26 protein-coding genes and 1 pseudogene are annotated in these 25,914 nt (G+C 60.0%); 13 read left to right on the top strand and 14 right to left on the bottom strand.

The annotated features are described in order from the left end of the window. The first annotated feature begins 557 nt into the window (after nt 1-557). On the top strand, nt 558-914 hold the full coding sequence (locus LG3211_RS26090; RefSeq protein WP_148649097.1) for a hypothetical protein: 357 nt from the start codon (nt 558-560) through the stop codon (nt 912-914). An 848-nt stretch (nt 915-1,762) separates the two neighbouring features. Here LG3211_RS26090 and LG3211_RS22315 read toward each other — a convergent pair. The 11 genes from LG3211_RS22315 to LG3211_RS22365 all read right to left on the bottom strand — a co-directional run bounded on the left by LG3211_RS22315 (nt 1,763) and on the right by LG3211_RS22365 (nt 10,243). Continuing rightward, nucleotides 1,763-2,188, bottom strand: coding sequence for a DUF6362 family protein (locus LG3211_RS22315; protein WP_057944759.1), 426 nt, complete (start codon nt 2,186-2,188; stop codon nt 1,763-1,765). Continuing rightward, the gene (locus LG3211_RS22320) at nt 2,181-2,786 is read right to left on the bottom strand and encodes a crossover junction endodeoxyribonuclease RuvC (protein ID WP_237049798.1); all 606 of its coding nucleotides are present in this window, start codon (nt 2,784-2,786) and stop codon (nt 2,181-2,183) included. Before LG3211_RS22320 ends, LG3211_RS22315 begins: the two co-directional genes overlap by 8 nt. Beyond that, entirely contained in the window at nt 2,779-5,073 is a 2,295-nt protein-coding gene (locus tag LG3211_RS22325; RefSeq protein WP_057944760.1) for a phage/plasmid primase, P4 family, read from the bottom strand. Before LG3211_RS22325 ends, LG3211_RS22320 begins: the two co-directional genes overlap by 8 nt. Then, nucleotides 5,070-5,918: a ParB/RepB/Spo0J family partition protein gene (locus LG3211_RS22330; RefSeq protein WP_148649098.1), complete on the bottom strand. Its 849-nt coding sequence runs from the start codon at nt 5,916-5,918 to the stop codon at nt 5,070-5,072. The genes LG3211_RS22325 and LG3211_RS22330 overlap by 4 nt, the downstream gene beginning before the upstream one ends. Next, complete coding sequence (locus LG3211_RS22335; protein ID WP_148649099.1) at nt 5,915-6,811, bottom strand: hypothetical protein; 897 nt, start codon at nt 6,809-6,811, stop codon at nt 5,915-5,917. The genes LG3211_RS22330 and LG3211_RS22335 overlap by 4 nt, the downstream gene beginning before the upstream one ends. A gap of 14 nt (nt 6,812-6,825) precedes the next feature. After that, nucleotides 6,826-7,575 (bottom strand): PD-(D/E)XK nuclease family protein, encoded by a 750-nt coding sequence (locus LG3211_RS22340; RefSeq protein WP_057944763.1) that lies wholly within the window; start codon nt 7,573-7,575, stop codon nt 6,826-6,828. 53 nt (nt 7,576-7,628) lie between these two features. Then, entirely contained in the window at nt 7,629-8,009 is a 381-nt protein-coding gene (locus tag LG3211_RS26095) for a DUF6511 domain-containing protein (RefSeq protein WP_148649100.1), read from the bottom strand. A 63-nt stretch (nt 8,010-8,072) separates the two neighbouring features. Then, the gene (locus tag LG3211_RS22350) at nt 8,073-8,693 is read right to left on the bottom strand and encodes a hypothetical protein (RefSeq protein WP_057944765.1); all 621 of its coding nucleotides are present in this window, start codon (nt 8,691-8,693) and stop codon (nt 8,073-8,075) included. A gap of 14 nt (nt 8,694-8,707) precedes the next feature. Next, nucleotides 8,708-9,535 carry an ATP-binding protein gene (locus LG3211_RS22355; protein WP_057944766.1) on the bottom strand — a complete coding sequence of 276 codons (828 nt, stop codon included), beginning with the start codon at nt 9,533-9,535 and terminating at the stop codon, nt 8,708-8,710. 34 nt (nt 9,536-9,569) lie between these two features. After that, a complete protein-coding gene (locus LG3211_RS22360; RefSeq protein ID WP_057944767.1) occupies nt 9,570-10,040 on the bottom strand; it encodes a hypothetical protein in 471 nt (156 codons plus the stop codon). Next, nucleotides 10,037-10,243 (bottom strand): helix-turn-helix domain-containing protein, encoded by a 207-nt coding sequence (locus LG3211_RS22365; protein WP_057945680.1) that lies wholly within the window; start codon nt 10,241-10,243, stop codon nt 10,037-10,039. Before LG3211_RS22365 ends, LG3211_RS22360 begins: the two co-directional genes overlap by 4 nt. A 653-nt stretch (nt 10,244-10,896) precedes the next feature. Here LG3211_RS22365 and LG3211_RS22370 point away from each other — a divergent pair. The 6 genes from LG3211_RS22370 (at nt 10,897) to LG3211_RS22395 (ending at nt 15,217) form a co-directional block, all read left to right on the top strand. After that, a complete protein-coding gene (locus tag LG3211_RS22370) occupies nt 10,897-11,805 on the top strand; it encodes a hypothetical protein (RefSeq protein WP_148649101.1) in 909 nt (302 codons plus the stop codon). Between the two features lie 177 nt (nt 11,806-11,982). Next, nucleotides 11,983-12,450 (top strand): DUF2924 domain-containing protein, encoded by a 468-nt coding sequence (locus LG3211_RS22375; RefSeq protein WP_148649102.1) that lies wholly within the window; start codon nt 11,983-11,985, stop codon nt 12,448-12,450. Then, nucleotides 12,450-12,839 (top strand): recombinase family protein, encoded by a 390-nt coding sequence (locus LG3211_RS22380; RefSeq protein WP_057944770.1) that lies wholly within the window; start codon nt 12,450-12,452, stop codon nt 12,837-12,839. Before LG3211_RS22375 ends, LG3211_RS22380 begins: the two co-directional genes overlap by 1 nt. Beyond that, nucleotides 12,836-14,170 (top strand): recombinase family protein, encoded by a 1,335-nt coding sequence (locus tag LG3211_RS22385; RefSeq protein WP_057944771.1) that lies wholly within the window; start codon nt 12,836-12,838, stop codon nt 14,168-14,170. The genes LG3211_RS22380 and LG3211_RS22385 overlap by 4 nt, the downstream gene beginning before the upstream one ends. Beyond that, the gene (locus tag LG3211_RS22390; RefSeq protein ID WP_057944772.1) at nt 14,167-14,595 is read left to right on the top strand and encodes a hypothetical protein; all 429 of its coding nucleotides are present in this window, start codon (nt 14,167-14,169) and stop codon (nt 14,593-14,595) included. Before LG3211_RS22385 ends, LG3211_RS22390 begins: the two co-directional genes overlap by 4 nt. 58 nt (nt 14,596-14,653) lie before the next feature. After that, on the top strand, nt 14,654-15,217 hold the full coding sequence (locus LG3211_RS22395; protein ID WP_057944773.1) for a helix-turn-helix domain-containing protein: 564 nt from the start codon (nt 14,654-14,656) through the stop codon (nt 15,215-15,217). Between the two features lie 571 nt (nt 15,218-15,788). Here the strand turns inward: LG3211_RS22395 and LG3211_RS22400 are convergent. After that, nucleotides 15,789-15,995: a hypothetical protein gene (locus tag LG3211_RS22400; RefSeq protein ID WP_057944774.1), complete on the bottom strand. Its 207-nt coding sequence runs from the start codon at nt 15,993-15,995 to the stop codon at nt 15,789-15,791. A 50-nt stretch (nt 15,996-16,045) separates the two neighbouring features. On the opposite strand from LG3211_RS22400, the gene LG3211_RS22405 reads away from it, so the two are divergent. Both LG3211_RS22405 and LG3211_RS22410 read left to right on the top strand, forming a co-directional pair. Next, nucleotides 16,046-16,333, top strand: coding sequence for a hypothetical protein (locus tag LG3211_RS22405; RefSeq protein ID WP_057944775.1), 288 nt, complete (start codon nt 16,046-16,048; stop codon nt 16,331-16,333). 46 nt (nt 16,334-16,379) lie between these two features. Next, the gene (locus LG3211_RS22410; protein ID WP_083512763.1) at nt 16,380-16,721 is read left to right on the top strand and encodes a DUF3024 domain-containing protein; all 342 of its coding nucleotides are present in this window, start codon (nt 16,380-16,382) and stop codon (nt 16,719-16,721) included. A gap of 188 nt (nt 16,722-16,909) precedes the next feature. On the opposite strand, the pseudogene LG3211_RS22415 reads toward LG3211_RS22410, so the two are convergent. After that, nucleotides 16,910-17,173 (bottom strand): annotated as a pseudogene (locus LG3211_RS22415) (LysE/ArgO family amino acid transporter); the annotation flags it as partial. Nucleotides 17,174-17,232: 59 nt separating this feature from the next. On the opposite strand from LG3211_RS22415, the gene LG3211_RS25190 reads away from it, so the two are divergent. Together LG3211_RS25190 and LG3211_RS25195 are read left to right on the top strand one after the other, a co-directional pair. Further along, nucleotides 17,233-17,499, top strand: a complete 267-nt coding sequence (locus LG3211_RS25190; protein ID WP_083512765.1) for a hypothetical protein — start codon at nt 17,233-17,235, stop codon at nt 17,497-17,499. Further along, nucleotides 17,499-17,972: a macro domain-containing protein gene (locus LG3211_RS25195; RefSeq protein ID WP_083512766.1), complete on the top strand. Its 474-nt coding sequence runs from the start codon at nt 17,499-17,501 to the stop codon at nt 17,970-17,972. Before LG3211_RS25190 ends, LG3211_RS25195 begins: the two co-directional genes overlap by 1 nt. A 431-nt stretch (nt 17,973-18,403) precedes the next feature. Here the strand turns inward: LG3211_RS25195 and LG3211_RS25200 are convergent, their stop codons facing one another. Then, nucleotides 18,404-18,817: a DUF4279 domain-containing protein gene (locus LG3211_RS25200; protein ID WP_083512767.1), complete on the bottom strand. Its 414-nt coding sequence runs from the start codon at nt 18,815-18,817 to the stop codon at nt 18,404-18,406. Between the two features lie 1,778 nt (nt 18,818-20,595). Here LG3211_RS25200 and LG3211_RS22420 point away from each other — a divergent pair. Together LG3211_RS22420 and LG3211_RS22425 are read left to right on the top strand one after the other, a co-directional pair. Continuing rightward, nucleotides 20,596-25,233, top strand: coding sequence for an RHS repeat-associated core domain-containing protein (locus LG3211_RS22420; protein WP_187313082.1), 4,638 nt, complete (start codon nt 20,596-20,598; stop codon nt 25,231-25,233). Between the two features lie 10 nt (nt 25,234-25,243). Beyond that, nucleotides 25,244-25,717: a tetratricopeptide repeat protein gene (locus LG3211_RS22425; protein WP_057944778.1), complete on the top strand. Its 474-nt coding sequence runs from the start codon at nt 25,244-25,246 to the stop codon at nt 25,715-25,717. Nucleotides 25,718-25,914 lie beyond the last annotated feature (197 nt).

The following is a 25,914-nucleotide window of genomic DNA, read 5'->3' on the forward strand; positions in this document are numbered from 1 at the left end:
CCGCCCGTCCTGATGCGGGGGAAGGACCCGCGATTTCAGGCCGAAGGGCGCGACGTGTGCACGCGTGTTGCGCGCGCGCCTTGGGGATGGGCACAGGTAGCGGCCTCGAGAGGTGCCGCCGTGTCGCGCACTGTGCGCGACGTGTTGGGACAGGGTTTGATCCGAGTCATTGAGTTTGAATCGGGAAGGAATGTCAGCCCGAAGATTCCGATGGTGCCTTGGAAGTCTTCGGGCTGACCCATGCCGGATGACACGTCTACCGACGCACCACGATCAGCATGCCGACTAGACTAGGGCAAAGCCCGCAATGTTGGGACACGCGGATTTGTTCGTTCTTGTTCGCCTAGCTCTGACTATTGGCAATGGGCGCAGGAGTGACAGGCAGGCGCGCCACGTGACCGGACAAAGCCGCCTGTCAGCACGGCATTGGTCTTCTGCTGTATCGTAGAGAAACTACCCGTGCTCATCGCCAAGGGGCTCTGGTGTGCGGCGCAGATGGATCGTTTGTCCGATTAGATTGCCAAGTCTAAAAATTAGGATCTAACAAGGAGAGTTCTATGATGCTCAAGAACGTCGTTGCTGCACTCATTCTCGCAACGCTCGGCATTTGCACGTCATCACTTGCACAATCGCCAGCTATCCGTATCGATGCGACGAGCAGCCAATCTGCTGAATCTTCCTATCACTCCATGATGAACGGTCGATCCGAAGACGAGCAGAGGAAGCTGGCGTTGGCGGTTTTGGTGCTGAACATGGAAGGCGTGAAAAGCGCCCATGAAGTGGTTAAAAATTCCGAGCTTGACGCACCGTCGATTAGCCGCATTAAAGATAAGGTCGCAGGCCTGACTGCTGATGAGATCGTTGCATTGGCGTCACGTAGTCAATCTGTTCGAGTGGAACCCGGGACCAAGTAAAAGACGGAGCAATCGTCAGCTTGGCTCGGCCGAGCGGAGGACTGCCGATGATTCCGAGAATCACTTGGACGCGTTCGGTTACGGCACACCGCATAGCAGCGACTGTGACCATAAAAGCGGCGGCCTCTACGCAGACCGCCGCTACCGCTCGGCATAAACTTCTAGCCAGCCATTGTCCACTGACAGTGGCGAAGAGGGCTGCCGCTTCAAGAGACGCCGCGCAGCCTGTATCAGACGATCGTGCGCAACCTGCTTGGCCCATCGCCTTATAAAGTTCCGATATTACGGATCTCTGTCCGGATCAGTGCTGGTCAAGAACTCGAGGCTGATTTGGGCGCCTCCACTGTCACGCACTGCGGGGCCATTTTGGCCCTGCGTAACCACGCAGCTGTTCGGACAGGTGTATTTGATATTACCTACTACGACGGTCTGCGCAGCCGCTGCGGGAAAAGCAGCAACACCAGCCAAGAAGATACCAGCAGCTACCGAAGTCAGTCTGAACATAAGTTTCGCTCCTTGAATCCGCCAGTATGGCGGACCCTGAGTCTGCGTCGAATTATGGCTGAATACAATGAACGGCGACAGCGCTGCATTTCATTCTCACTCAAAAGACAAGGGCTGTTATCACCACATTTCGCCAGGCCAGCCATTGGATAGAACAACATCACAGCCATCCGGCCGCTGATGGTGGCGAAGGTCATGATCGTTCTGCCGTCCGCATGGCCGGTTGGGATCGACACACCACGATCAGCATGCCGGCTAGGCTAGGGCAAAACCGGGGTTTGTGGGACATCGCCGATCTTCGCATTGCCCCCCAATCGCCCCCACTCACCCCCAATGGCACAAACTCATATCGATTTCGTTCTCGATCGCTCCAGAATCGGCTCGGCAAAGCGCGGCAACGGTCCGTTGAGATGCGCAACAACCAGCGCCAACGCATGCTGCCAATGACGCCACGCCGTCTTGCGGATCAGGCCCGTGCGTGCGCAGATCTCGCGCCATGGCACCTGTTGGGCACGCAGCCAAATCAGACGGCGCTGGTCTTCGTCCAGCCACTGCATCCAACGCACGGTCTCACCGAAGCGGTCGATCGCGGCCGGGGACGCGGCGAAGCGCAGGACGATTCGCTCATCGGCGTAACCCTCCCACGACTGCCGTTGGATATCAGGCCAGTACGACGCGTAACCCTGCACCCGCGCTGGCGGAAGCCGGCGTGCCGTGATCGCGGCTTCCTGGAATCGGTCGGCGACAGTCTGGATCGTCCAGTTAGACACGGGCCTGCTCCTGCGCGATGGCCCAATGTAGGAGCGCCAGGGCGTCGGCTTCGTTGTCATCGGCCGGCTCATGGCCCAGCCGCTTCGCCGCTTCGATCATCGCCGCCTTGTCGGCGTTGCCTTTGCCGGTCGCGAATTTCTTGATCGTGCCGACCGGCACACCCTGGTACGGAACCGCATGGCGCTCGCACCACGCGGTGAGCTGCGCCAAGAAGCCGCCGTAGACATGCGCGGCATCGACGCCGCGGTGACGGCGCACCTCTTCGAAGTACAGCGTCGAGGGTGCGCCAGCGAAGCGCCACAGGTCATCGAGCCAGCGAACAAACCGCAGGTAGCGCATGCCGCCGCCTTCGAAGCGGCCCACCTTGAAGTGCTCGGTACCGCTCATGGCCTGGCCGGACAGCCGCAGCGCCCAGCCCAACGTCGTCCCCAGGTCGAGCGCGAGCAGCGTCGGCGAGGCGATCTCGCCGGTCTGGGTGGCGGATATGGCAGGGCTGCCGGTTAATACGCGTGTGTGCGCGCGCACGCACACATAAGGGGGAACCGGCAGCTCTGCCCCATTCGCCACCCTCTCGCCCAAGTCATTGATTTCAATCATGGCGTGCGGGTCCGAACTGTGTGAAGGATTTCGGCTTCAGACTCAAGCCGATGAAATACCGCGCGCCCTTGCCGCCCTTGTACTTGGTGAACTGGCGGGTGGTGAGAAGATCCGAGAAGCGCTTGACCGAGCCGACGAACTCACCGCTGCCTTCGGCCCAATCCCGCCAATCGGCAAACAGGTCGGCGACGAGCGCCTTCGACTGGGCGTGTACGAAGCAGCGTTCTTCGATCCAATGACCGAGTGCGTCCTCGCCTTCGAAATACTCCTCGGTGGCATCGACCACGCACTGCGGCGGACACAAGCCGGCCTGCTGCCATTGCAGGCACCCCTCCACGGCCCAGGCCATGATCCCGTCGCGCTCGGCCAACAGCTTCTCCGTCAGGCGCCCGTCGCGCCGTTCGGGCGGAATGGTGATGGTGAACGGAACGAGATGCAGCCGCCGCCTCATGGCCTCGTCCACGTTGCGGATCGCGGGCTTGTGGTTGCCGGCGATCACCAACTTGAACTGCGGGATGTACTCAAAGAAATCTTGCCGCATGAAGCGCGCGCTGATCTTGTCGCCGCCCGTGATGGCCTTCAGCTTGGCCTCGTTCCAGCGCCGCCCCTGCTCGGTCTCGCTGGCGGCAACGAAGCGCGCGCCGCGCAGACCGGCAAATTCAGTCGGGTGGCGCTCCCCTCGACTCTCCATGAACGTGTCCATCGGTGCGTTCGTGGCGTAATCGCCAAAGATCGTGGCCAAAGTATTCACGAACACAGACTTGCCATTGGCGCCGGTGCCGTAGAGGAAGAACAGCGCATGCTCGCGGGTGACGCCGGTCAGGCAGTAGCCAACGACACGCTGCAGGTAGGCCGCGAGTTCGACGTCACCGCCGGTCACATCGCCCAGGAAGCGACGCCAAGTCGGGCAGTCTCCCTGAGGGCTGGCCGTGGCCAGCTTGGTCATGTGCTCGCCACGAGCATGGCGACGCAATTCCCCATCACGCAGATCCACGATGCCGAGCGGCGTGTTCAATGCCCACAGATCGCGGTCCCAGTCCTCGGCCCAGGAGGCGTGGCGAGGATCGCTGCGGGCCAGGCGTTCGGCGCCCGCCACCGTCGAAGCCGACGCGAGCTTGGAACGCTGCGACGGTTTGTCGGCAAACGATTGCGCCGCGCGACAAACACCACGCACCAAGTGCTGCAGAACGAGCGTCCGATCCGGGTTCCAGCGCATGCCAGTCCAGCTCAACCACTGGCCCCAGGCTGCGCAATAGCGCCAATCGCCGGCGTAGTGCCGCGTGAAGGCCAAGCCGAGGCCGTCGTCGCTGCTCCAGTCCAAGCCGTCAAAGTTGATGGACGGCGGCGCCGCGTCGTTGCCGGGAGACAGGAAGGTACGCTCGCCCGCACGCAAGAAGCCTTCGATATCGAAGCCGTCCTCGGCGGCGTCGGCCGCATCCCAACCCAGTGGCTTCTCTTCGGGCAAGTGCAGCACTGCGCACGAATCGGCCCCGGCCTGGAACGCCGCCTGCGCCGCCTGCATCGCGTACTCCCAACCAGGCTTATCCTTGTCCGGCCAGATCAGCACATGCTTGCCGCACAGCGGCGACCAGTCGGTCTTGTCGATGGGAGCGTTCGCGCCGTTCATGGACGTGGTGGCGCAGGTACCGCGCTCGATCAGCGCGTCGGCGGATTTCTCGCCCTCGACCAGAACAACCTCGCTCGATGCCGCCATGCCCGGCTGATTGTAAAGCGGGCGCGGCGTCGGCGCTTGGTGCTTGCGCCGCTTCGCGTCCCAGGGGCGGTACTGCTTACCCTCGGGCGGATCGTAGCGGTAGACACACGCGATCAACTCGCCGTCCGCGCTGAGGTAATCCCAGCGCGCGGTGTGCGGGCCGAGATCGTCCACTGCCGGCTCCGACCGACGTCGCTCGGACGCCGATGCTGCGATGGGCGTCGGCACGTGGCCCGCCAATTCGGAAGCACGTTCGAGCACTGCGGCGAAGTTGTGGCGGGCATCCAGCCCCGCCTGAGCCGCGATCAGATCGAAGATGTCGCCGCCCTCGCCGGTGGCATGGTCATTCCACAGCCCAGCCTTGTCACCGCTCAGCGCGATTTCCAGGCTGTCGCCCGCGGTGCCGTTGACATCGCCGATGTTGAACTTTCCGCGGCGCGAGCGGCCTTCGGGGTACATCGATTTCAGTACGCCATCCAGGCGCTGCATTAGCAGCGCGCGGACTTGGTCGCGGTCGGAACGATCAGGTCGTCTGATCTCTTGTGATCGTTCGGTATCGTTGAAATCCATCATGCCGCCTCGGCCCTCCGCTCCAGGTGCTGTTGGAGTCTGGCAACTGCCTTAATGCCGCGGCCCGCGTGCTCCAACCGCTTCAAAAGAAGCGGCTCCTGCCAGTCAAACTCGGCCCAAAAGCGGTCGACGAAGGCGTCGACTTCACCATCGGCCCCCAGCACATGATTGGTGAACAATTCGAGGCGTGTCAGCACGTCGCGAACGAACTCGGTTCCAGGTGGAACCACAGTCATGAACTGCTTGCGTGGCGCCGTGGCTCGCCCTGCGCTGCGATGATGCGCTTCCGCCATGGCTAGCCGGCGCTGTTTTCTGTCCTGGATTTGCGCCACACGGTCCTGCGCCGGAGCACCGAGTTGGGCAATCTTGAGCGCTTCGTGGACCGCGATATCTCCCGACTCCACCTTTGCAAGCAGCGCCGGAGTCGCTTCCTTTCGCAGGCGGGTCGCGAGAACCACAGAGGTGCGCGCGACGGAGACCATCTTGGCGGCTTCAGACTGCAGGATCGGTTTATTGTCCGAATCCGGACATTTTTTGGGCCGTCCCCGGCCTAGCCCCGTAAGCTTCGATGCCACCAGAGCACGTTGAGAGTCGTTGAGATGCCGGCGCGCGAGGTTCTCGCTGATAACGAATGCCGCCGGGTCGGTGCCTTCGAATGGGGAAAAGCGCACCTCCACTCCACACTCCAGACAGGCCCGATAGCGATGGCGGCCGTCGAGCACCTTGTCGTCCAATAGGAGTACGGGGTGAAGCAGCCCGTTCGCACGGATGTCCTCGACCAACTGCCGGAACTGATCGTCCCACATATCAGGCAATGCTTTACAAAGCTCGTGCAGTTCGTGGTTCACGGCGAGATCTCCGGGAAGCTTTCATTCGATGCCGGAAACAACGGTCGCCAACTGCTGATCTTCTTCCCCGCGCGCGCCGCATTCCACGCCTTGATGCAGGCATGCAACTGCGCACCGTCGTGCGACGCCCTTCGATCCAATCGATCAAGCAACAGCCGCTCGCGCAGGTGATAGATGGAGTCGGTTTTTTCAAGCCGATCCCCACCAAACAATCCGTCCATAAAGGAGTCCGCCGCCGACGGCGATCTCCAGGAGAAAGCCCAATGCAGGAACAGCGCTTTGGCACGGCTGATCGGCACCATCCGGTGCGGCAGTTTGGCGACGAACTGGCTGCTGGTCCGGACCTGAGCATCGCCCATCCAGCAACTCAAGAGTTCATGGTTGGGGTAGCGGGTCGAGCTGTGGGGCAGCAGGCCGCACCGATAGTTCATGATCATCGGCAGCGCCGCCGCAGCGATGCGGGCTTCGAACGTACCCGTGCCTTCGATGATGAGAACATCCGCGCTGGTGCGGCGACGACCGGTATCGATCGTATCGAATGCCTCATCGGCAACGCCGGTGACGACCAGCATCGACTGCGCGATCCCGGAAGCTGCGATGGCTGCAATCCGGTGCTGCCCGTCGAGCAGGCGCCCGGTGCGACCGAACTTGACGGTCTCTCCGTTCTGTTGCCAGTTTCCGCTCTTCAGGTCGTTGACGTATTGCGCGATGGCTTTTTTGCGAATCGGGCGGTTGCTGTCATTTCGCCGCAGCCAGTGCCCGGCAATCTCGGGGGTCACCGACACCGGCACGGCGTGGTAGTCCCGGATGTCCGGCAGCATCACGGCGGCCTGTTGCAGGTCATCAGTGCTCGCGTTTGAATCAAGTCCAAATAGTTCAGCGAGAGTGCTCATACGGGTTCTCTATTTCAGTTAAGCGTGGTGGGGGAAGACAGGGACCAACAGCGGTCCTGCCAGGGGCATTGGCGACAGGTTTGATGAGTCGGTGTGGTGGAGATCCGAGGCAGCAGATCGGCGGCATCGCATGCGCGCAGGATTTCGACGGCGCGATCCGACGCGCGCTGCGCCAAGCCGGGGTCGAACTTCACGCGCTCGGCGTATATGTCCATGTCGTCGGCGCAGATCGCGGTGAACAACGCAGGGTGTTCGTGCAGTCCGAGGTAGGCTTGGTACAGCGCGACCTGCGTGGCGTAGACGGGGCGGCTGGCGGCGAGTTGCTTCTTCTGCAATTCACGAAACGTCTTCGCGCCAACGGCCTTTGTTTCCCAGAGCATCGGATAGCGGAAGGTGTCCGGGCCGGCGACGATCACGCCATCGGCGTGGCCACGAACACGACCATTCGCAGTGGCAAAGCCGAACTGCTCGCCTCGATCGTCGCGGGTGCGCAGGTCGAAGCCGGCCTGGCGCAGCCAGTCAGCCATCCAGTCCTCGATGCGATGGCCGCGTGCGAATACACGCAGCGTCCGGCCGGCGAAATGGCGGCCGACGTCCTTGGGCGCATCAAAAAACTGGAACTGGAGTCGGCGCGCGCAGTCTTCGCCCAGGCTGGACGCGCCCAGATACGCGCGCGGCGGCAGCAGAGCCGCCTCGCGCTCCATCGCCGTGTCGATCAGTATTCCGACATGTTCGGACAGATCATGCGTGTTGAAATCAAGCATGTTTCGCCTGCTGGATGAAATGCATTGCGGAAAAGATTCTTGAAATGCAGATATCAAAACGGGATCGTGTCGTTCTCGAATCCGTCGAGCGGCGGCTTGACCTTGTAGGCGGCCTGGTTCGATTGCGCTCGGACCGACGCTTCGTAGGCTTGCGTGATGGCCTCAATGACTTCGGTTGCTTGCGCTTGGTTGTAATGACCGAGTGGAGTGTCGAAACCGATGCGATCGGCGACAGACGCCAGCGCTCGCAGGCACGAACGCTGTGCGTCATGGGTCAGTGGGTGGGTCACAGGCAATAGCTCCTCTATCGACGCCGGATCGCTCCGGCGTCGGGTGTCGTAGAGTTGGTGGAAGGCGTTCTGGCAAACGGTCGAGCAGAACGCCCATCGATACGGCGCGCGCCGTGGATCACCGATCCGGCGGCGCAGGTCCAAATAGCCGAACCCGCGCGCGGTCCGGCCGCACGCCCAGCAAGGGGTCATTGGGTGTAGTGCGGATCACTGCGCCCACGCCGGGCGACCGGCGACGGGACTGGCGATGGCCGCGGCTTGGGCCGCATGCCCGACATGCGCCGGCATGTGCGCCGACGACGCGGCATGACCGCCGACCGACCCGACCGCCGACCCCATGACCTCCTTGTAGCCGGGGTGGTCGGGCATGATCGGAATCTTGATCACCGCCTTGTCCTCGCCGTAGCCGTCCTTTTCCCAATCGACCTTGCCGGCGAAGACCAGGCCATCCAGATCGGCGAAACTCTCGATGCAGCGACCGGCTTGCGCGGCGGCGCTCACGTCGTTGGGATGCAGGCCGAACGCCGAGTTCAGCGCGCCCTTTATGAAGCTGCGGCCCATCTGGCCCCAGGTCGGCCCCTTGTCGCTGTGCAGGCCGATCAGCGACCACAGCTTGCGGCGCGCGTACTTGCCTTCGAGCACGACGAACTCGCCGTTGAGGTAGACCGCGCCGCTGTCGCCGCGCGTGGCCCAGCCATGCAGCCAGCCTTGATTAGCATCGTTGTAGCCGCCGGGCTTGATGGTCATGCGGACCTTGACCAGCGTGCCCTTGGGGATGAGCGCGAACGACGGGCTTTCCGCGTCGTTGAAGTTGTTCCAGGCAGTCATGGGGTTCCTGCGAATCAGTGAAGGGGAATGTCGTTGGGCGCGGCCGCTTCGGGGGCACCGAGCTTGCGCATGAGCTGACCCAGGTTCGGCGGCTCGATCTGATCGAGTCGGCCGGATCGATCTTTGGCTGGGAATCCCCACGGATTGGCGGTGTGGCAGACGAACGCGCGGTACGGCGGGCCGTCGCCGGAGGCGATCTGCGCGAGCGTGATCACCTCGTCCACGATGCCGGGCAGTTCCAGTCCGGTCTTGGAGCCATCGATCTGCAGCTCGTAGACCTTCTTGTTGAAGTCGTCGGTGCGCTCATCGAGGATGCCGACGAACCAGATGTGCTTGCCGCGGGTGTGCTGGATGTGGGTCAGCCAGCCCACCATCTCCTGGCCCATCAGTCCGTAGGCGCCGCGCGTGTCCGGCTTGCCGGTCTTTTCCGAGAACGCCTGCGGCTGGCCCTTGCACCACTGCAGGCACAGACGGCCGGCGACGGTGATCGAATCGATGAAGAGCGTGCGGTACCGATCAAGCACGGCGGGATCGCCGTAGCGCGCACACACCTGCTCGTAGTGCCATGGGCTGAACGGCTGACCATCGCGCAGGGCCGGGTTCGGGCCGCCCAGAAACACCGCCAAGTCCCGGCAGTCTTCCCAGGTTCGTGGGCGCAGGCTGTCGCCCGACCAGTCCTTGACGGCCAGGTCGCCGGCTTCGATGTCCACGAACAACGTCGTCGCCGGATCGAGGGTCCACAACTGGAAGGTCTTACCCAGACCCCAGCGCCCGATCAGCACGCCTTTGACGCCGCGAACTTCGGCCAAGCGCTGGTCGGCGGTCACAATAGGCAGGGCCATCAGCGGCACCCCCCACTCAAAATCGCGAAATCGATCACGGTTCATCCTCCGTCATGGAGAGGCGGAACGTGGGCTTGCCGGTCTTGAGCGTCCGCGCGGCATCGAAGGAACTCCGCAACGAGGCGGGCCACGCGTTGTATTGGGTTTCGCTGATCCGGTAGGTGACCTCCACGAACTCAGCGGGATCTTCGCCGGCCGCGCGGATACGCTCGACAATGCGTGCGAGCTGCGCTTGGTCCCAGTCGATCTTCTTCGGCAACTCGACACTGACACGGATGTCGCCATCGGCGAAGCTCACCGTGCCGCTGTCCTTGCCGGCGGCCAGACGCGCCTGCACCGCGGTGCGGCTGTAGCGCAAGTCAAGCGCACGATCGATCCAGTCGGCATTCGCCTTCGCGGTCGCCAGCGCATCGACGGCCTGCTGCTTCAGGTCGAGCAGCAGCTCGGGCGCGAAGTCGGCCAGCTCCGACGCGGGCCGCCCGATGAAACGTTCCAGCAATGTCATGCCGTCACCTGCGCCGGAGTCGTCGTGGACGACCGCATCGAGGCGGTTTCGAACTGCTCGACGTCGTCGCGCCGGTAACGCACGTGGCCGGCGATCTTGCAAAAGCGCGGACCGATGCCTTCGGTGCGCCAGCGCTCCAAGGTCTTCGCCGGCACGCGCCAATGCGCCGACAGTTCCTCGGGCGAAAAGAAACCACTGCTCATGTTCTGCTCCTTGTTTGCGGCGTGTTCGGCCGTGTAAGAAGCGTCGGTCAAGCGAAGTGAGGAATGAAAGGGGGGAATCAGTGAGCAATCAGTGAGGAATGCATGAGGAATCGAGCGCCGATTCCTCACTGGCGAAATTCTCACCAACGTTCGAACCGAGACTCGCGCATTCGAGTGAGGAATCGATGCCGATTGCTCACTAAATTCGCTCGGAACCGCCCTCAATCCAAACGAAGCATGAACACAATCGACTGGAACACGAATCACGTGTCAACCGAAGCGCAAGTGCGGTTGCGCACGGCTTCGGCGAAAGGCTAGGCTCTATTCAGCAACACATAATCAACCGGAAGTGGCTCCCCCAAAGGCCCACAGTTATGCACAACGGATTGTTCCAACGCGCCTCGACGGCGACGTCTTCGATTGACTCGACTCAGCGCTCTTGCCGCCCCCACGCTCCGCTCGTACGGAGCAACATCGACCTTGCTGACCGCTGCCATCGCCATGGCAATGCTCAGATACCACGATCGCTACCGAATCTAACGATTCGCTGAGCCGCTGAGGCGCCTCATCGCTGCACCTATATCCAGGCCGCTTCGGCCTGACGGGCAGCTTTTGCCCACGTTTTCGAAGGACCCAATGTGCTGTACCGATACTTGAACTGGTTCGAATCCGAACCGGCGGGCGCCCTATTGCCTTATGACGGCGATGCCATGAGCGATTTCGTCACGCTGGGCGCGCTGGCGAAAATCCGACGCACCCGGCGAATCCATTGCACTCGATGCGGCCATCAGTTTGCCCTCCAGTTGCATTCGTACCAAGAGCGCGACGTGAAATGCGTGGTGTGTATGGGTGACGTTGAGATGACATCGGAGTACATGTCAACGCAGGTCCAACTCGATTGGCTGCCTGCATTGCTGGCGCGCCGGTTGGCGGGACCGAATGCCGAACCGGACATGCTGATCGAAAACAGACTGTGGCGCTTGGCCAGCCCCGAGACCGCTGCGGGTGGTGTCCCTATCTATCTTCTGCGCGCCGGTTGGTACGTAGACCTCGCACCGATCCTCTCGCTCCTGCAGCTCGAATTGGACGGCCGGCAGATCGTGCTGTCCTCGTCGCCACTGATCAACTCCCAGCTCGCGGATGTCCACCGCACGATCCTGGCTCTCGACGAAATCGCGCGCATGGAAACCGAAGGACTCTGGCTGGATTTCCGGCGCCTGGGCGACGCCATCACCGCGTCCTACCCGGTCTGGTTCGACCTGGATCCCGCGAGTGGCCGGCTGGCGATTGGCGATGAAGTCATTGTGCTCCGACGCAATCAGAAGGAGTTCGTCGGTCTGCTCGCGGCAGCGCACGAGGCGGGGCATCGATCTGTCAGATGGAAACCACTCCTACGCCAAGCACGCTACGACGCCCACTACACGGCGCTGTGGCAGGCCCTGTCCCCTGATCTGCGACGCTTCATCGACACGGCGAAGGGCGAGGCCTGGATCAGGAAGGAAGCCTTGCCGCCCTCGCGCGCGGGTCCGCCGAGCACATCCAATCCCCCACCTCATGAATGAAGACCAAAAGCAGGCCGCAGCCCGCGCTCGACTGGATGCGGTAGCGAATTTGATGGCGCTCGCCGTGGTTCGTATGCGTTCCCGTGACGATGCATCCGGACAAGGAACCCGTGGACTTGCAAACACCTGCGATCCGAGGGTGTATGACCGCACCTTCAAACCGCACCGGAGAGAGACGTGAAACGATCCACCGCTCCACCCGAAAAGATGAGCCCGAGAATCGCTGCGCTGCAGAGCATGGAATGGAACGAGCTTAAGGCCATGTGGAAAGAACTGTTCGGGCGTGAGCCCGGCATCAACAATCGCAAGTACGTCGAACGCCGCCTCACCCATCGGCTGCAAGAGATGGCCGCTCGCGAGCGCCACGCCGACCTGCTTCGATCCAATGAACGCCGGATTCGGCATCTACTCGAAACCGGCGCCATCCAACCCAAGAAGCAGGGAACGCTGCGCGTGGGCGCCGTGCTCACACGGAACTACCACGGCGCATTGCACTCCGTCCGCGTGCTGGACGGACACTGCTTCGAGTACTGCGGAAGGCAGTACCGCAGCCTGTCGGTCATCGCACGCGAGATCACCGGCACCCGCTGGTCCGGCCCGGCCTTCTTCGGGCTTCGCAACCCCTCAATCAAGGAGAACTCTTAATGGACCCGTTCATCATCCCGCCAACCGATCCGCGTGAGCCGCTGCGCGTTGCCATGTACTGCCAGACGCTGTGGGCCGACATCGATTTCATCGGCTTCCAGAAGACGGTCATCACCGAAACGCTCCGGCGCTGCGCGGACGTGCCGCCCTTGCTCAGCACCTACATCGACAATGGGTACTGCGCGGGCACGCAAGTCCGGCCGGATTTCCAACGCCTGCTGATTGACGTGGCCGCGCGAAGAATAGACGTGATCGCCGTATGCGACTGGGGGCGATTGGCCACCACGGAAGCCGATATGAAGCAGTTGCTTCGGTATTTCTATCGGCACGACACTTTGGTGGTCGAATGCCAAGCCGCGCCGGCACGGTTGGCGCTGCTCGCGGCATGAACACCGCCCCGCTCAAGCGGCTACGGTGCGCCGTATACACCCGAGTGTCGACAGAGGAAGGGCTCGGGCAAGCCTATACCTCCATCGACGCCCAGCGCGACTCCGGCGAGGCCTACATCGCCAGCCGGCGGTCCGAGGGCTGGGTTCCAGTCGGCGACACCTACGACGACGGCGGATACTCCGGCGGCAATCTGGAGCGCCCGGCCCTCAAGCGCCTGCTGGACGATATTCGCGCCGGCAAGATCGACATCGTCGTCACCTACAAGATTGACCGCCTGACCCGGTCGCTGTTCGATTTCGCCGAGCTGTTCAAGATCCTCGAAGAACACAACGTGACGTTTGTCGCGGTCACCCAGCACTTCAATACCACCGATGCCATGGGCCGCATGGTGCTTAACATCATGCTGACGTTCGCGCAGTTCGAGCGGGAACTCACCTCCGAGCGCATCCGCGACAAGTTCCTTGCCAGCAAGCGCAAGGGACTGTGGATGCACGGCGTCCCGCCGCTCGGGTACGACGTCAAGGATCGGCGACTCGCGATCAATGGTCCGGAAGCCGCCGTGGTTCGATGGGTATTCCTGCGATTTGCAGAGGATCGATCGATCCAGAAGGTCGCCGAGTTGGCGCGATCCGCCGAGTACCGCAACAAAGCGTGGACCAGCGTCGCCGGCCGGCACACGCCGGGCAAGGTGCTGGACAAAGGCGCCATCCACAAGATCCTCCACAATCGAACTTATCTCGGTCACTTGAAGCACAAGGAGACCGAGTTCGAGAACACCCACCCGCCCATCATCGAACCGGCGCTATGGGAGAAGACACGTGAGATTCTCGGAGTCAACGCCCATGCGCGTACCAATCACTCGCGCGCCAACGTGGCCTTTTTGTTGAAGGGCTTGCTGTTCGATCCGGAAGGAGCCGCGTTGACTCCATGGCATACGACCAAACGCAATGGGCACCTCTATCGCTATTACCTCAGTAAGGAGCTACTGGACCGTGGCAAGCACGCGAAGTCGCCCTTGCCACGCCTGCCTGCCGATGAACTGGAATCCATCGTGGTGACGCAGTTCCGGCGGGTGATTCAATCACCCGAGATGATCCAGGCTACCCTGTCTGTGGCACGCTTCCACGATACTGCTTTAGACGAGGCACAGATCACTGTGGCGATGCGGGAGGTGGACCGGATCTGGGACTCGCTGTTCCCGGCCGAACAGCAACTCATCGCCCGTCAACTGATCGAGAAGATCATCGTCGCGCCCGAGCGCCTGGAAATACGATTCCATCCGCTGGGCATCCGGCTATTGGCGGATGACCTACAAAGGAACGCCGCATGACCTGCGACGTCATCCATCCCAACGGTGAGGCCAGCATTTTCTACACCAGCGATGGCGCGGCCACCGTGACACTTCCGATTCGCCTGCGGCGGCGGTCCGGACGCAGGATGATACGGCCAAGGAGCGTTGGACCTCCCGGCGTCACCCCCGACCTGACCGCCATGCAGAAGGCTTTGGCACGCGGTTTTCGTTGGCGTGACATGCTCGACACTGGCGAGGTGGCCTCCATGAAGGAGATCGCGGCCAGAGAGAAGACCGACCACAGCTATGTCGCCCGCATGATTAACATGACCTTGCTCGCTCCACAGATCATAGAAGCAATCCTTGACGATACGATCCCCGATATCCGGCTCACTCGACTGGCGGTGAGCCCACCGCTGTTTTGGCAGGATCAACTCCAGCATCTTGGGATGCAACCTCATTGACCTTTAGTTCTGACGCAGAATAACCGTTTCATCCAATTCGAGAGATAGAGGACGCTCCATGCCGAACATAGCTTCTGTATTAAGAGATGAGATCATTCGCTTGACGAGAAAGGAGTTCCGCCAACAGATGGAGCCCCTTCGCAAGCAACTGCTTGTACAGCGCAAGACCATCACATCGCTCAAATCCGATATCGACAAGTTGCAGCGCGGTATCAAGGCGCTGGCCAAGGGCACGCGCAAGAGTGGGCAGGTGGAGAGTGCCCCCACCACCCCCACCACTCGTAAGCGCTTCTCGGCCGGCGGCTTGCGCAAGCTACGCGAAAAGTTCGGCCTCTCCCGGGAGGCCTTCGCCCCGTTGCTCGGAGCAAGTGCGCAGACTGTTTATAACTGGGAGCAGCAAGGCACCCGTCCTCGTCCGGAGATAATCGAGAAGATCGCCATCTTGCGTGGCATGTCCAAACGACAGGTGCTTGCTGTACTCGATCAGCATAGCTCGCCGCCGACCAAGAGCACCAAGCGTACGCCTACGAAGAACGGCCAGAAGCCGCCGAAGAAGACGGGCAAGCCAGCAAAAAAGAAGGCCATGTCCGGTAAGTCTTCGGATGCAGCTGCGACCGCTTAGCGTTACCACCCGCTCTGCCGTCTCGACTAGGGAGACGGCACCTGACTAGTGTCCGGTCATGGACACTTATCGGCCCTTACAAGATCTGCCTCCCAGTTTTCATTGGGAGGCCCCTTTTAAGGTTCGATCTTTCCATCCCATCTTGTCGTCGTGCCGCACGACGAATCGGACGCGTGGTTGGCGACGGTCGCCATCGCACGCGGAGAAACCGTCACGGCCGCCACTATGCGCCGCCATCTTGGGCTCAAAGATCACCTCAGCCCCCTTCCGCACCGAGGCTGCCGCACAAGTCTGGGTGGCGCGCAGGCTCACCAGCCAAGGTAGCGGGGTGTGCGCCGAGTTACCCTGCTACGGGCCCCCGGGCGCCGCCACCGCGACCTGACGGCACACGCGCCAGACCACGAGCACGCTGGCCTCGACGGCTGCCGAACACAGGACACACCTCGCCGATTGCGGGTGTCCACGAAATCCTGGTAACTCCAGCCCTCAAGCCGCTTTCATCCCCAGCCCCAGGGCGACTTTGCTGCAGTCGGCGCTTTTTTTGTTGGGCAAGCGATGCCTCGACCTTTCGCTATGGCGCATCCTCGTCGCGCGACAAGTACTCGATATCGTCGTCGCTACGATAATGGCCGCGATCGATGCGCTCCAGAGCCCGACCGTCCTGCGTATACAGGGTCACTACCTCAACCCCAGCGACTTCGATCGCCTTGCACCAGATGCGTCTTGGCACGCCCAGGTTGTCGATTGCGGTGATGCGCCAGGAGCGGTTATTCGGCATGGTCTGATCGAGTCTCGGCTGACGCGACCAGCGTAGCGCAAGCTCGCCACATGGACACGCAGAGCACGCTACAGCCGCTGCCGCGCGGCTTTCACTGGGAAGCACAAGGACCCGCCACCGCGCGGCACCTGGTCGTCGTCCCCGATATCAACCCCGACGTTTGGCTCGCCACGATTGGCGACCAGGACAATGGCTGCCTCGCCACCATTCGCCGGCACCAAGCGCGCGCGGCGCACATCGACCGGCCGTTTCGCACCGCGGCCGCCGCATCGGGCTGGGTCGCACGATGGCTCGACCGCCAGGGGCGCCTGATCGCCGCTGAGCTGGCTGGTCAGTAAGGCCTGAGCGCCACCGCTACCGGGGTGGCGCCGCTAAACTAGCCCCATGCTCAACGACATTGAACGCAAACGTGCTGAGAACGTCATCGCGAGGCTTCTAAAGCCTCGCCACAGCCCTCACGTGAAATCGGGCGGGGATGTCCTTTACCGCGTGGTGGACCAAGCCATCGAGGTTTATTCCGCGAGACCGGCTTATGACGATCCCGACGAGATCATCGAGATCCCGATCGCCAAGTTCCGGTACGTTCGGACGCGTCGAGTCTGGCTGCTGTTCTGGCTTCGGGCCAGCGGCAAGTGGCAGGGCTACGGCCCTCTATTGGAAGCCGAGGACTTGCCGGAACTGGTGGAGGAGGTCTGGCGGGACCCCTATTGTTGCTTCTGGGGCTAGCGTAGGCCGGAAGTGACTGACGCAGCGGCTCGCCAGGGAGCGCATTCTCAGCAGCTACTAGTGTTGTTGCTTCTATCAGCATGTTCTCAAGAGAGCTTGCATGAGCGGATTCCGAAGTCAGGGGCATGATCTGTTCGGGCGTCAGATTAGCGCGATGCGGCCAGGCGTATCTCGGAGGCACTGATTGCTCAGCTAGCCGCTAAATGGAGCGGCCGGATCAGAAGAATGACGCACAGCGCCCACATGAAGACTGCGATTAGCCCATCAAGAACGCGCCAAGCTTTCGGGTTGCGGAAGACCGGCTGTAGCAGTCTGGCGCCGAAACCGAGCGTCATGAACCAAGAGATGCTTGCCACACATGCGCCAAACGCGAATACCCATCTCAGGTTATCGGGATAGCGCGTCGAAATGCTTCCGAGCAAGACCATCGTATCCAGGTAGACGTGGGGATTGGTACCGCGCCACTGAATATTCCAGGCCGCATAGTTAGATCAGGTACTACACTTTCACCATGAACATTAAATATTATAAGCATTGGGCCGATTCTGACCTGGGCGAGGGCACGGCTTATATGGAGGTAGCAGATGACTTGGTAGTAAGGCAAGTCGAGATATATGGCCCTACTATTGTCTGGAGTGATCGCGTCGGCCAGAGTGACGACCGGTTTGTGATTGCGGATCAACCTGTATCGTCTCTTGATCTTGGTCCCGAACATGAAATAGAGCCGAGCGAATTTGCTGAGGTGTGGCGCAAGGCCACAACCGGAATCAACCTCTAATGCCATTAAGCCTCGAGATCGGCGATATATTTTCAACACCGGACGTTATTGCTTTTGCACATGGCTGCAACTGTGCGGGCGCCATGGGAAAAGGAATAGCCGTTTCCTTTCGAAGACACTGGCCGGCCATGTATCAGGAATATCGCCGCAGATGTGCCGTCGGAGAATTTAAACTGGGCGATGTTTTTCTCTGGGAGCAAGAAAACATCTCGATATTCAATTTGGGGACACAACAAAGCTGGAGGACTAAGGCGGAATATTGGGCCGTCAAAAAATCATTATCCGAAATGGTACGTTTAGCCGAGGATCGCAAGGTACGTGAGATCGTGTTGCCACGGATCGGCGCCGGTCTCGGCGATCTTGAATGGCAAGACATCCAGGCCACCCTTCAATCCTTAGGCGATATGACTAGCGTCTTGCTTCGGGTATGCGACATTTTCGTCAGTGGCCAGCCTCTCACTAAACTTCGCTAGCGAACAAATATTCTAAGTGCTCATAAGGTGGCAGCCTCGCTTTTTTGCTTGGACAAACATCGTCGGATCAACAGCGGGAATGCTGTTCGGCACACCGGTGTTTTGCTAACGCTATGCAGCAGCATTTAGCGTATCAAGTCCAGTCAAGTCCAGGCTGAAGCATCAGTGGGGCCGCGGCAACGGGGCCTTTCTTTTTTTGCAGCGATCGTGACTCGGCCATTCAAGCCGGCGCGTGATCTTCTTCTGCAAATTGCAGGCCCTAGGACGTCGCGCAGTTGCTCGTTGATCCTAGAGTCTGCGCCCTCGGTCAACAACTTGCAGAGAAGAAGATCACGTGCTGGCTTGAATGACCGAGACGAAAAAGAAAGGCCCCGTTGCCGGGGCCTTCCGATACGTAAATAGAGATACAGCTCGATTGCTACCGGCTTTTGCTAAGTATCTTCAACGTAGACATTGATCGTCAAGTTGACTCCTATGGCTGCGAGCTGACTTAGCAGATGAGGCTCCAATGAAAACCCAGAATTTCCTGTCGTAAACCAACCAACAAAGTACTCTACACGCCCCCCTGTTTCGGTGATTTTCTCCAAGAATGACTTTTTCTCCTTCAGTGCCGAAGTGAACTTTTCCACCGCGTGCTCGAATGGTTCATCCGTTGCTGCAAGTTCGTAGGTCCAGAACGAGTCTTTCCTTATGCCGGGTAATTCTCCGCCTTTTGGTGTCAGTTTCTGATCGCCAGACGTGTAAGAAAATTTTGGAACGAGCCCGAGTTCCTTACTTACATGTTCACTGACAATGCTCGGGTGTGTAATTCGAAGTGACATCCTGTATCGCTCAGAGTTGATCATGGAATGTAACTTTCGTAAGGACCTTGATCACTGGCTTCTCCGTCTTCGTTTATCCAAACATGCACATCCGGACTAATGCCAACCCAGTCCTGGGGCCCGCGTCTATTCCATCTTTAACGCTGTGAAGATCATCCTTGCTTAGGCCAACCTTATCAATTGGCTTTGTTCCGGTCGGGCAGTTGGAGTTACCAGGATTTCGTGGACACCCGCTGGCATCCGCACTGATATCTGAAGTGGTTCCCGCGTCTGTGCACGAGGCGCAAGGCCAAGCTAGGTCAGCCTGCAAGCGGGTTGGTGCGCATCAGGTTGGCGTGACGTCCAATTGACGCTTGGAACCCTGAGCATTGCTCACGTGAACCATCGCGTGCGATTTCCCGTTCGACGCCGGTCCGAGCTAAGGAAGGTCTGCCTCGGCGATGCCAGTGCGAATGAGTTCGAAACGACGAATTTAGCCGGCCGGATAGGTGTCCACGAAATTCTGGTAACTCCAAGTTGGCTTTGACCTGACCTGAAAAAACTGATCTAGATCGATTGTTCATAAACTATGACCAAGGAGATTTGGACCATGCCCAAGAAGCGCTTTAGTTCCGAAGAGATCATCCACAAGCTGCGAGAGGCCGAAGTGCTGACCTATTTGCTTATGTTGTGATCATAACCAAGGTACTTCATTGGCAGATCAGGAAAGTCAAACATCTCTTGCCCAGTCAACTTGCCCAGTCAACTTGCGAACGGACATCTGGCTAAGACTATCTAGGCTAGCCTGATGCGGACGAGCGGACCAAATGGGATGTCCGTCCATGTTAGTTAGCGCCATTGGGATCTCGGTCAAATGCTGGCAGGGTAGTAGTGTCCGGTGCCTGCCATTAATGAACTTTGCAGCACCCTGAGTAAGATAGAATTGTGCGGCTTGAAAGAGGTAGCTGCCGTCCCGGCACTCCGACAGCCAATGCTGATGGTACGCATTCTCGATTTTTATAGAGTTGCGTTGTGCAAGATCAGGCTGATCAACAACGCGCATGAACTCGTCTGCCTTTATTAGGTAGAAGGCGTCCTGAGCGTTGGGCGGCTGTAGTCGGACTCTCATAGCTAACGCCTGAAGTAAGCCGAGCCGCGAAGCGGCTTCGGCTGCCGCGTTGAATATCAGGTGCCTACGGAGCCCTGGGCAATTTATAGCTCATGCGGGCACGAACTGCTTCAAGCATGGACTGGAGAACCTGCGCCCCAAATCCTTTTGATACATGCCTCTGCCACTTCTCACTGCGGAGGAATCGAGGATAGGGCACGCCACTTCCACCAAACGACTCAAGCCCGGCAGTTCCATATCAGGGCCTGCCGACGCAGGTTCGGGTGATCGACCCCGACGGTCAGCTCAAATGCACGGTTTGTTACAGCCAGCACGATGACGCCCTGACTGAGCATATCGAAGCACCGTTCGCTTGCCGCCCCAGGTTCTCACGCCCCGAGACGCTTGCCATGGACACTGGGTTGGAGAATGATGTCCGTCACCGCCACACGGATCCCGTGGCCCTATCTCGCGCTGACATGGAAATGTCCTATGGTGCGCCTCGATCTGCTGCTTTTGAAAAGCCGCCCATTCGGGAACGGCTGTTTGCGTCTGTTCATACCGCCTCCCTAGGCACAGGCCCCTGCCTGTGCTGTTGCACCGTGCCAAAAGGAGTTGTCTCGTGAATGCAAGATCCAAGTGCGTTATCGCGCAAAGACCGTCGCCCCATCAAAGCCCGCCAGGGCGGACGCTGCGGCACCTGTGGATGGCCGCAGTGGCCCTGCTCGTCGCGCTCACTTCCAGTGGGGCCGTGGCGCAGGAAACCGAGAAGGTCTGGAGTACCTCCGACGCGGTCGGCAGCCCCTTCATAAGCGAGTACGAAACCCAGGAGGCCATCAAAAGGGACGTTGTGGACAACGTGCCCGATGGCCCCATGCTCAAGTTCCGGAGTGAGGACAGTTTGATCCTGAAGGATCGGACCCTCTACTGGTACGGCATAACGCCCATGCCGCCAAAGGTCGGGGAATGGGACTACTCATTCGTAATGCCCCGCGTGTTCAACGCACCTTCCATGGACAGTGCCGTCGCGCAAACGAAGGCGTACTACGACAAGGAGAGTGTCGCCACAGGGTGCGCGCCCAATACGACGGTGCTCGTGCATCCGAGCAGCCAAAGGACCTTTTGGGACGACGGCGTGACTCTGCGGCAGGAATTCTTCCCCGTCACCGTGGTCTACCAAAGCGGGTTGTCCGGTACCTGTACACCCATTACCTTCACTGGCGACAGCTATGGCATCGGCGCCGGTCGCAGTGTCGGCTGCCCCAGTTTCCTGCAATGGGATCCTCAGAAGCAGGCCTGTTCTGGCGGAGACCTGTTCGCCAGTGGCGACTCGGCCATTTACTCGGCCCCGGTGCTTGCGCGGGGACAGTGCAAAGTTGGTAATCCCTGCGACCCGTCAACCGGCGACAAGATGCAGCCGGAGACCGATTTCGATCTGGGCTGGATCAGCTTCACCCGGTACTTCCACTCACTCACTTCGACGCCGATGGGCGGGTTCGGTGACGGCTGGACGCATTCGCACAACCTGCGCCTGACCGCGGGCAAGGACCCGACCAGTTGGGACGACACCGTGCACGTCGGCCTGGTCGAAGCCGATGGTTCCCAGATTTCATTCACTCCGGTGGGCGATATCTATGAGAGCGATGACGGCCGCGGCGATCGAGCCGTCAAAGATGGCGATCAATGGTGGGTCTATCGCAGCGACCGAGTGCTGCGTTTCGACGCCGATGGCCGACTGCTGGAACAGCGCTTCGAAAGCGGGACGTCGTTGACCTATGCCTACGACGCGGCGCGTCGGCTCAGCACCATCACCCATAGCAGCGGCCGCAGTTTGGCGTTCGACTATGCCGCCTCGAACGGCGACGCCCCCATCGCGGCGATCCGCTCGTCCGGGCGGGCGCTGGCTACCTATGCCTATACGGCGGGCGGCCAGATCGAAACGGCGACCTATGCGAACTCCACGAATCGACGCTACCACTACGAGGACACGCGCTTTCCGCGCTATCTGACCGGCGTAACCATCGAGGGCGACAGGCGCTTCAGCACGTTCGTTTATGACGCCAAGGGCCGGGTGATCTCCAGTCAGCACGATGGCGGTGCCGACGGCGTGACGTTGAGCTATCCCGAAGAAGGGGGCTCCATCATCACCAATGCACTGGGGCAACAGACCACATTGGGACTAGCTAGCGCTCCCCCAAGCGAGGCGCCGCGCAAGATCAGCGACCTGACCGATAGCCGTGGTACGGCCGGAACCACGTACTACGACGAAGAGACGGACTTCCGTCGTCGCGTAGCTACCACCACCGACCGCAAAGGCATTGTGACCGAGCATGCCTACACCGAAGCCAACGATCTGGTCACCGGGGCGCCGGCACGGACCCATACGGTCACCGAGGCCAAGGGAACACCCCAGCAGCGGATCAGCGTTGCCGTAACCGATGTGGCCAGCAATCGCCCGATCTTGGCGAAGGTCGGCAACCAAGAAACCCGCATCGTGCGCAACGCCCGCCTGCAGCCGGCCAGCGTAAGCGTGCGCGACACGGTCAGTAACGAAGTTCGCACCACGACCTACGCGTACTGCGAGGCCGCTGACGTCGCAGCCAGCAACAGCCCGTGTCCTGTGCTTGGCCTATTGAAGTCGGTGGACGGTCCTCGGACCGACGTTAACGACGTCACCCGCTTCGAGTACTACGGCAGCGACGACTCGGTCTGCACGGCGACCCCGGAGCTTTGCACGTATCGCAAGGGTGATCTGCGCAAAACCATCGACGCGCTGGGCCGGGCGACGGAAATCGTGGGCTACGACCCTGACGGCCGCCCGCTGTCAGTGGTGGACACCAATGGCCTCGTCACCGACTTCACCTACAACCCGCGTGGTTGGCTCACCGCGACTAAGGTGCGTGGACCGGACGACAACTCCCAGCAAGACGACCGCATTACCGAGGTCGCCTATTACCTGGATGGCCCGGTACAAACTGTCACCTTGCCGGGACAATCGCCAGTCAACTTCGACTACGACAACGCACGCCGCTTAAATTCCATTAGCAACAGCTCAGGCGAGATAATCGACTACACGCTCGACAACGCCGGCAACATCAAGAAACAGGAGAACCGCAGCGGCAGCGGCCAACTGACCCATACCCTGTCCCGGGTCTACGACGCACTGGGACAGCTGATCACGACCAAGGACGCATCGCAGAACCCGACCGGCTTCACTTATGACGCCAATGGCAACGCCGATTTGATCACAGATGCTTTGGGCCGCAAGGCAAGCCAGTCTTACGATCCGCTCAATCGACTGTCTGCGACGTTGCAAGATGTTGGTGGATTGGCGGTGAAGACCGTCATGGAGTACAACGCGCTCGATCAGGTCACCAAGGTCACGGATCCGAAGGGGCTGAATACTGTTTATGCCTATAACGGCTTCGGCGATCAAACCAAGCTCACTAGCCCGGACACCGGCGTCACCGACTACACCTATAACGCGGCAGGTCTGCCCACGACCAAGAAGGACGCCAACGATTCCGTCGCGCATCGATACACCTACGACGCGTTGAATCGACCGACGGCGATCTTCTACACCACCGTCGGTCCGGCCGATGTCGAGTATGACTACGACACCGTCAACGCGGTCTGCACCACCGATGAAGCTTTTGCCCTGGGTCGCGTTACCGCCATGCGCGCCGAAGGTACGGAACTACAGTATTGCTATGACCGTTTCGGGCAAGTCGTCCGCAAGGTGCAGACGGTCGCCGGCAAGAGCTTCACCCTGCGCTATGCCTACAACAAGGCAGGCCTGCTTCAAGCAATTACATATCCTGATGGTGCCGTGGCCGACTATTGGCGCGACAACCTTGGCCGCATCCTGGATATTCATGTCACGCCGGCCGGCGGTGTCCGGACCAAGTTGCTCGATGGCACCATTTATCAGCCCTTTGGACCGTCGCTGGGTTGGACCTATGGCAACGGCCGCTACGTGATGATCGACTCGGATCTGGACTATCGCACCAAGTCAATCCGCGACCCGGCCAGCGGTGGTTTGTCCCTCGGCTACGTCTACAACCAGGTCGGCGAGATTAAGGAGCTGAAGGACGGCCTGCTGAGCACCAGCTTGGCGAAGTACGACTACGATGCGCTGAGCCGACTGACGGCGACCCGCGACGGCCCGACGAGTACCGCGATCGAGACCTACGAGTACGATCTGACGGGCAATCGGAAGAAATTGATTCGTGGCACAGCCCAGGAAGATTACGTCTATCCAACCACCAATCACCGCTTGGGCAGCATCAACATAGTGGGCGGCGGCACCACCAGCCGCAGCTACAACGCTGTCGGAAATACCATCGCCATCGGCGGTACGGCCAAGGAATACGCGTACAACGCCAATGACCGTCTGACCCAAGTCAAGCAAGCTAGCGTGGTTAAAGCGAACTATCGCTACAACGCGCTCGGAGAGCGTGTCGCAGTAACGAACGGCGCCACCAGCACCATTGATACCTACACGTTATACGACGAGAGCGGTAACTGGATCGGCGACTACGACGTCGATGGCGTAGCCAAGCAGCAGGCGATTTGGTTCGACGGCGTGCCGGCGGGCCTACTGTTCGGTAGCGGCTCAACGCAGTCGATCAGGTATGTTGAGACCGATCATCTAGGAACGCCACGCGCGGTCATCGACCCCACCCGGAATGTTGCGATCTGGACCTGGGATGCGAAGAACGAAGTCTTCGGCAACAGTCCTCCGAATCAAGATCCGGATCTGGACGGCGCCGCGTTCGTGTTCAACATGCGGTTCCCGGGACAACGATTCGACCCCGGCAGTGGACTCATCTACAACTACTTCCGCGACTACGATCCGACCATAGGACGCTACATCCAGAGTGATCCTATTGGTTTGAATGGAGGCATGAACACATATGCTTATGTTGCCGGGAACCCAATACGTTATTCGGACCCTAGTGGCTTGGCGGCAGTAGTGGCTCCCGTTAGCCCAGTTCTCCCAGATCTTCGATGGCTATTGGCTGGTTCGCGATTTGCGAGCCCGGTTCTTATGGCTCTTTCGATTCCGAGTGACACACCCACAAAGCAATCGAGGGTGGTACCTTATCCTGAACGGATGCGTGGAAAATATACATGTATCTGTCGAGCGGACAGAAATGGCAGAAGCGCAGATAATTGCTCAATTGATGACCAAGATTTTGCATTCGGTTATGGTGAGGGCCCTGATGTTCAGACAGCTAAGAGAGCAGCCGAAAAAAGCGCTAAAGACGCGCTAGGAGCCAAGTCTGTGCATCACGTTCAATGCAGGTGCACCTCTCCTAAGGGCGACCGCATAATTCCACACTCAAACTGAGCTCAATTGCATGACCAACTACTACTTAAGGCAGCAACTCGACTCCGCAATTGAGGAAATAAATTCCGGAAGCTGCTCCGTTGCAAAGGGTATTCTTGAGCCTCTCATAAGGCTACTAGTGCCGGAGGCGATTTATCTTTATTCGACATTTAGTGTCGCCGACTCGGAATCGGATGCCGACTTTGAAATGCGCAGCGTCTCTCTGCTGAACGACGCTGCGATGCTTGGCTATGCCCCCGCCATGTATGCTCTTGGCACGCACTATGAAAGCGGTGATGTAATAGACCGTGATATGAATCGGGCTGAAATACTCTTCAGCTCGGCCGCCGCCCAAGGACATATGCGATCGAAATTTAGATATGGATTGATTCTTCTTGACGACCAGCGGGAAAATAGTCGGGATAAGGCAAAAAGCCTGATCAGAGAGGCCGCCGAAGGAGGAGTTGAAGATGCCGCTGATTTTTTAAAGGAGTTAGAGCAGTGAGCTTTTGGCGCCGCTACCATACTTCCATCGTTGCGGCATCGCCAAAACGTCGAACCTGACTTCGCGGTGACGACGGAGCCGAGAACTGAACCGGCGACTAAGCGGTTACCACGATCGTGTGAGTCGGTCGATGATGCCGATCTGAATAAGCAAATCGCGCCCTAAAAATGTGGTGGCACATCCATCAGACTCCAGCA

Source organism: Lysobacter gummosus (assembly GCF_001442805.1).
Classification (GTDB): Bacteria; Pseudomonadota; Gammaproteobacteria; order Xanthomonadales; family Xanthomonadaceae; genus Lysobacter; species Lysobacter gummosus.

Coding starts and splice junctions, on each gene's coding strand:
- LG3211_RS22355 (WP_057944766.1), bottom strand. CDS start 9,535: ATGGCCCTGCCTATTGTGACCGCCGACCAGCGCTTGGCCGAAGTTCGC.
- LG3211_RS22410 (WP_083512763.1), top strand. CDS start 16,380: ATGCTCAACGACATTGAACGCAAACGTGCTGAGAACGTCATCGCGAGG.
- LG3211_RS22395 (WP_057944773.1), top strand. CDS start 14,654: ATGCCGAACATAGCTTCTGTATTAAGAGATGAGATCATTCGCTTGACG.
- LG3211_RS22320 (WP_237049798.1), bottom strand. CDS start 2,786: ATGATTGAAATCAATGACTTGGGCGAGAGGGTGGCGAATGGGGCAGAG.
- LG3211_RS22380 (WP_057944770.1), top strand. CDS start 12,450: ATGGACCCGTTCATCATCCCGCCAACCGATCCGCGTGAGCCGCTGCGC.
- LG3211_RS25190 (WP_083512765.1), top strand. CDS start 17,233: ATGAACATTAAATATTATAAGCATTGGGCCGATTCTGACCTGGGCGAG.
- LG3211_RS22325 (WP_057944760.1), bottom strand. CDS start 5,073: ATGATGGATTTCAACGATACCGAACGATCACAAGAGATCAGACGACCT.
- LG3211_RS22360 (WP_057944767.1), bottom strand. CDS start 10,040: ATGACATTGCTGGAACGTTTCATCGGGCGGCCCGCGTCGGAGCTGGCC.
- LG3211_RS22335 (WP_148649099.1), bottom strand. CDS start 6,811: ATGAGCACTCTCGCTGAACTATTTGGACTTGATTCAAACGCGAGCACT.
- LG3211_RS25195 (WP_083512766.1), top strand. CDS start 17,499: ATGCCATTAAGCCTCGAGATCGGCGATATATTTTCAACACCGGACGTT.
- LG3211_RS22340 (WP_057944763.1), bottom strand. CDS start 7,575: ATGCTTGATTTCAACACGCATGATCTGTCCGAACATGTCGGAATACTG.
- LG3211_RS22385 (WP_057944771.1), top strand. CDS start 12,836: ATGAACACCGCCCCGCTCAAGCGGCTACGGTGCGCCGTATACACCCGA.
- LG3211_RS25200 (WP_083512767.1), bottom strand. CDS start 18,817: ATGATCAACTCTGAGCGATACAGGATGTCACTTCGAATTACACACCCG.
- LG3211_RS22365 (WP_057945680.1), bottom strand. CDS start 10,243: ATGAGCAGTGGTTTCTTTTCGCCCGAGGAACTGTCGGCGCATTGGCGC.
- LG3211_RS22350 (WP_057944765.1), bottom strand. CDS start 8,693: ATGACTGCCTGGAACAACTTCAACGACGCGGAAAGCCCGTCGTTCGCG.
- LG3211_RS22405 (WP_057944775.1), top strand. CDS start 16,046: ATGGACACGCAGAGCACGCTACAGCCGCTGCCGCGCGGCTTTCACTGG.
- LG3211_RS26090 (WP_148649097.1), top strand. CDS start 558: ATGATGCTCAAGAACGTCGTTGCTGCACTCATTCTCGCAACGCTCGGC.
- LG3211_RS22390 (WP_057944772.1), top strand. CDS start 14,167: ATGACCTGCGACGTCATCCATCCCAACGGTGAGGCCAGCATTTTCTAC.
- LG3211_RS22425 (WP_057944778.1), top strand. CDS start 25,244: ATGACCAACTACTACTTAAGGCAGCAACTCGACTCCGCAATTGAGGAA.
- LG3211_RS22400 (WP_057944774.1), bottom strand. CDS start 15,995: ATGCCGAATAACCGCTCCTGGCGCATCACCGCAATCGACAACCTGGGC.